Origin of the sequence: Zoogloea oryzae, from assembly GCF_030161255.1 — a bacterium.
In the GTDB taxonomy this organism is placed as follows: domain Bacteria; phylum Pseudomonadota; class Gammaproteobacteria; order Burkholderiales; family Rhodocyclaceae; genus Zoogloea; species Zoogloea oryzae.
Map to the genome: position 1 here is coordinate 1 of NZ_BSPX01000146.1, position 3919 is coordinate 3919.

Sequence of the window (3919 nt, forward strand, 5' to 3'; positions counted from 1 at the left end):
CGCCGCCGGCGTGCGCGCCAGCATCGACTTCCCCGAACCCACCCGCCGCGACGCCCACGACGGCGCCGAGCGCCTTGGCCTCGCCACCGGCCAGCGGTGGGCCGAAGACGCCGCCCCCGCCGATGGCCCGCTGCGCTTCACCCTCGCCACCACCCTGCGGGATGTGCACGACAGCGCCGACGGCAACTTCTCCGCCGGCGGCGTGTTCGACACCACCCGCCTCGACTGGAGCCACAGCCGATGAGCCCGCACCCTCGCCGCCCGCCCTCCAGCCCCGCCCCATCGAAGGAGTGACCCCATGCCGATGCACGAATCCCACGGTCTCGCCGGACGCCTTTCCATCGAACTGCGCGACGCCAGCGGCCGGCTGGTGGACGCCCGCCGGGTGAACAACCTCATCACCGGCGCCTGCAGCGCGCTGCTCGCCCGGCTGTTCACCGGCAGCGCCCAGAGCCCCGACCTGCAGATCGCGGTGGGCCGCTCGGCCGCCCCGGCCCAGGTCACCGACACCGCGCTGGGCGATTTCGTCGTGGCCGCGCCCGCCACCATCCCCAGCGTGGCGGCCGGCGACTACGAAGGCCAACCGCGCATCATCGCCCGGGTGGTGGCCACCCTGCCGCCCACCGGCAGCGCAGACCCGCAGCCGCTGCAGGAGGCCGGCATCCTCATCAGCGTCACCGGCGCCGAGCCCGTGCTCTACAACCGCGTCACGTTTCCGGTGGTCAATCGCGCCGGCAACCTGGAGATGACGCTCAGCTGGGAGGTGATCTTCTGATGGCCGAAACCCCCACCCCCTACATCCGGAAGGAGCCCGGCGACATCATGCTCGCCGCCGACTGGAACGAGATCCAGGTGCGCGCCCGCACCGAGCTGCGCAGCCACGACCACACCGGCGAAGCCACCCGCATCCCCCGCGACGGCATCGCCGACAAGGCCATCGACGGCAGCAAGGTCGATCCGGACAGCAAGCTCTCGGTGAAGAGCCTCGGCGTCGCCGGCCCGCTCAAGGTGACCGGCACCAGCCAGCTCGCCGACATCCAGGCCACCCTCGCCAGCCTTTCCGGCGATCTGGCCGTGGGCACCGACGCTCCCGAAAACGCCGAAGGCTGGAACCGGGTGGTGGATATCGTCGGCGCCGCCCACGCCAAGCTGTCGATCCGCGCAGGCGCCGTGGACGGCCGGTTGATGGCCCACACCACCGGCATCTACAGCGCAGAGCCCGGCCTCATCGTCGGCACCCGCAGCGCCCACGCCACCAGCCTGATCGTCGGCGGCGAGATGCGCCTGCGCCTCGCCACCGAGAAGGCCGAAGCCGTCTCCACCAGCCCGGTGGCCGATTTCTTCCCCGCCCACAACCCGCTGCGCCTATCGTCGGCCTACACCGCCCGCCCCGACAAGAGCGCCGCCGAGATCTGCAACGACACCACCTCGTACAAGACGCTGATGATCCTCGGCAACAGCAGCGCCGGCCTCGGCCGCCGGGTGTCGGTGTGGGACCGGCTGGACGTGAACGGCAGCCTGGTGCTCGCCAGCGACTCGAACCTGCCCAAGGGCAGCGCCTGCGCCATGTGGATCAAGGGCGGCCAGGCCTATCTGGGCTTCACCCGCACCCTCAACGTGATGGACACCGACAAGGGCCAGGTGCGCTTCCAGTTCAATGTGGACGACGGCGTGCTGCAGACCGACGTGCTGCGCCTGGGCAAGAAGTGGCGCATGTCGGCCATCGGCGACGCCCACGGCAACGACGGCTGGCTGCGCCTCTTCAACGTGGACAACACCGGCTACTACGGCGGCTTCGCGGCCGGCGAGATGTGGTGCACCAAGGGCGCCTTCTCGGGCTCCGATCTGGGCCTCAAGGAAAACATCCACCCGCTGAAAAACGCCACCGCCGCCCTCGGCAAGCTGCGCGGCGTGCATTTCGACTGGCGCAGCGGCGGCCGCTCCGTCGGCCTGATCGCCCAGGAAGTCGAAGCCGTGCTGCCCGACGCCGTGGCCGTGGGCCCCGACGGCTGGAAGGGCATCAACCCGACCGGCGTCATCGCCCTGCTGGTCGAGGCGGTGAAGGAGCAGCAGGCCCTGATCGACGAACTGCGCGCCGCCCTGCCGGCACGTTCCTGAAGGAGACCACCATGGCCGACCGCCCCGCCCCCTACGTCCCGCGCACCGCCGGCGACATCATCCGCGCCGACGAGTGGAACGAAGTCCAGGTCCGCGCCCGGGAAGACATCGCCGCGCACGACCACACCGGCGGCTTCGGCGCCCCGCTGCCCCGCGACGCCATCCAGAACAAGGCCATCGACGGCAGCAAGCTCGACCCGGACGGCAAATACACGGTCAAGGACCTCACCGTCAGCGGCCCCCTCAAGGTCACCGGCACCACCCAGCTCGCCGAGATCCGCGCCGTGCTGGCGAGCTTCACGGGGGCGAAGCTCACCACCAGCGGCGACGTGGGCGTGGGCACCGCAACGCCCACCGCCCGGCTGGAGGTGAGCACCGAAAACAGCCGGGGCTGGGACGGCAACAAGTCGAGTCTGCGCATCGTCTCGCCCGACACCCGCTACTTCCTCGACGTGAAATCCTTCGTCGTCGCCAGCGGCAACGTGGGCTACCAGTTTTCGCCCACCGGCGAAACCGGCACCGCCACCGGGCTCAGCCTCGACACCAACGGCAACCTGGGCATCGGCATCGCCCGGCCGGGCGCCCGGCTCGACGTGGAAGGCGGCGCCCTGCTCGGCTACGCCAGCTCCCTCAACGCCACCGGCCTGCCCGGAGATTTCGGCATGCCGCTCAAGTCCGGCTTCTACCAGAACGGCGGCGCGGAGCTCACCGGCGACGTGCCCGACGGCACCCACCCGTGGACCCACCTGATCGTCTGCCGGCACAGCAACACCGCCAACAACCACCAGCTGCAGATCGGCGCCAGCTACGCCGAGAACGACCGGCTGTTCTTCCGCAAAATGGCCTCCGGGAGCCTCACGGTGGCCCAGAACTCCGCCTGGAACGAGCTCGCCACCCGCGGCGCCAACACCTTCGCCGGCAATCAGGTCATCACCGGCGACGTGACCATCTCCGGCAACCTGGGCACCCGCGGCTACTCGCCCAAGGCCCGCCAGGCCGGCTGGGGCGGCGGCATCCACACCTGGGACATCGAGGCCGAAGCCACCATCTGGGCCCGCAACGCCATCCAGACCGGCGCCCGCGACCTGGCCGAGAACTTCGCCACCCTCGGCGCCCTCGAGCCCGGTGACGTGGTGAGCCTCAGCGCCGACGGCGGCGGCGTCGAGCGCTGCCGTCAGCCCCACGACCCGCTGGTGCTCGGCGTCGTGTCCACCGAGCCCGGCATGCTGCTGGGCGCCGACGCTCTCCAGCACGAGCGGATCGCCGGCGAGCAGCCCATCGCCCTGGCCGGCCGCGTGCCGTGCAAGGTGTGCGCCGAGAACGGCCCGATCCGCAAGGGCAACCTGCTGGTGCCCGCGTCGCTCCCCGGCCACGCCATGCGCGCCGGCGACAACCCCACCGGCTGCACCATCCGCAAGGCCCTCGCCGATTTCGACGGCGACACCGGCCTCATCGACGTGTTCGTCTTCCTCCGCTGACCTCAACCGGAAAACCGCCATGAAAGATCAACTCGAAGCCCGCCTGGCCGAACTGCGCAGCGAATACGACGCCGGCCTCGGCGTGATGGCCGACCTCCAGAAGAAGGAGGAAGACCTGCGCACCACCCTCATGCGCATCAGCGGCGCCATCCAGGTGCTGGAGGAGATCCTCGCCGCCGAGGCCCCACCGGCAGAAACCGGCGAAGCCGCCGGCCCGCGCCTCGTCGCCAGCTAGCCCGCCCCGCCGTGGCCGACGCCGCCACCCTCCTCGCCCCGGACGGCAAGCCCGCCACCGGGCGGGATTTCAACGCCGCCGCCGGGCT

The 3919-nt window shown here is 71.1% G+C and carries 5 protein-coding genes; all 5 read left to right on the top strand.

The genetic code is table 11. The features are described from left to right. Positions 1-244, top strand: a 244-nt coding sequence (locus tag QQK25_RS22380) for a hypothetical protein (RefSeq protein ID WP_284189951.1), incomplete at its 5' end; no start/stop codon positions are given. A 54-nt stretch (positions 245-298) separates the two neighbouring features. Beyond that, on the top strand, positions 299-775 hold the full coding sequence (locus QQK25_RS22385) for a hypothetical protein (protein WP_284189952.1): 477 nt from the start codon (positions 299-301) through the stop codon (positions 773-775). Then, a complete protein-coding gene (locus QQK25_RS22390; RefSeq protein ID WP_284189953.1) occupies positions 775-2118 on the top strand; it encodes a tail fiber domain-containing protein in 1344 nt (447 codons plus the stop codon). The genes QQK25_RS22385 and QQK25_RS22390 overlap by 1 nt, the downstream gene beginning before the upstream one ends. A gap of 11 nt (positions 2119-2129) precedes the next feature. Continuing rightward, positions 2130-3596, top strand: a complete 1467-nt coding sequence (locus QQK25_RS22395; protein WP_284189954.1) for a hypothetical protein — start codon at positions 2130-2132, stop codon at positions 3594-3596. A 19-nt stretch (positions 3597-3615) separates the two neighbouring features. Further along, positions 3616-3831: a hypothetical protein gene (locus QQK25_RS22400; protein ID WP_284189955.1), complete on the top strand. Its 216-nt coding sequence runs from the start codon at positions 3616-3618 to the stop codon at positions 3829-3831. Positions 3832-3919 lie beyond the last annotated feature (88 nt).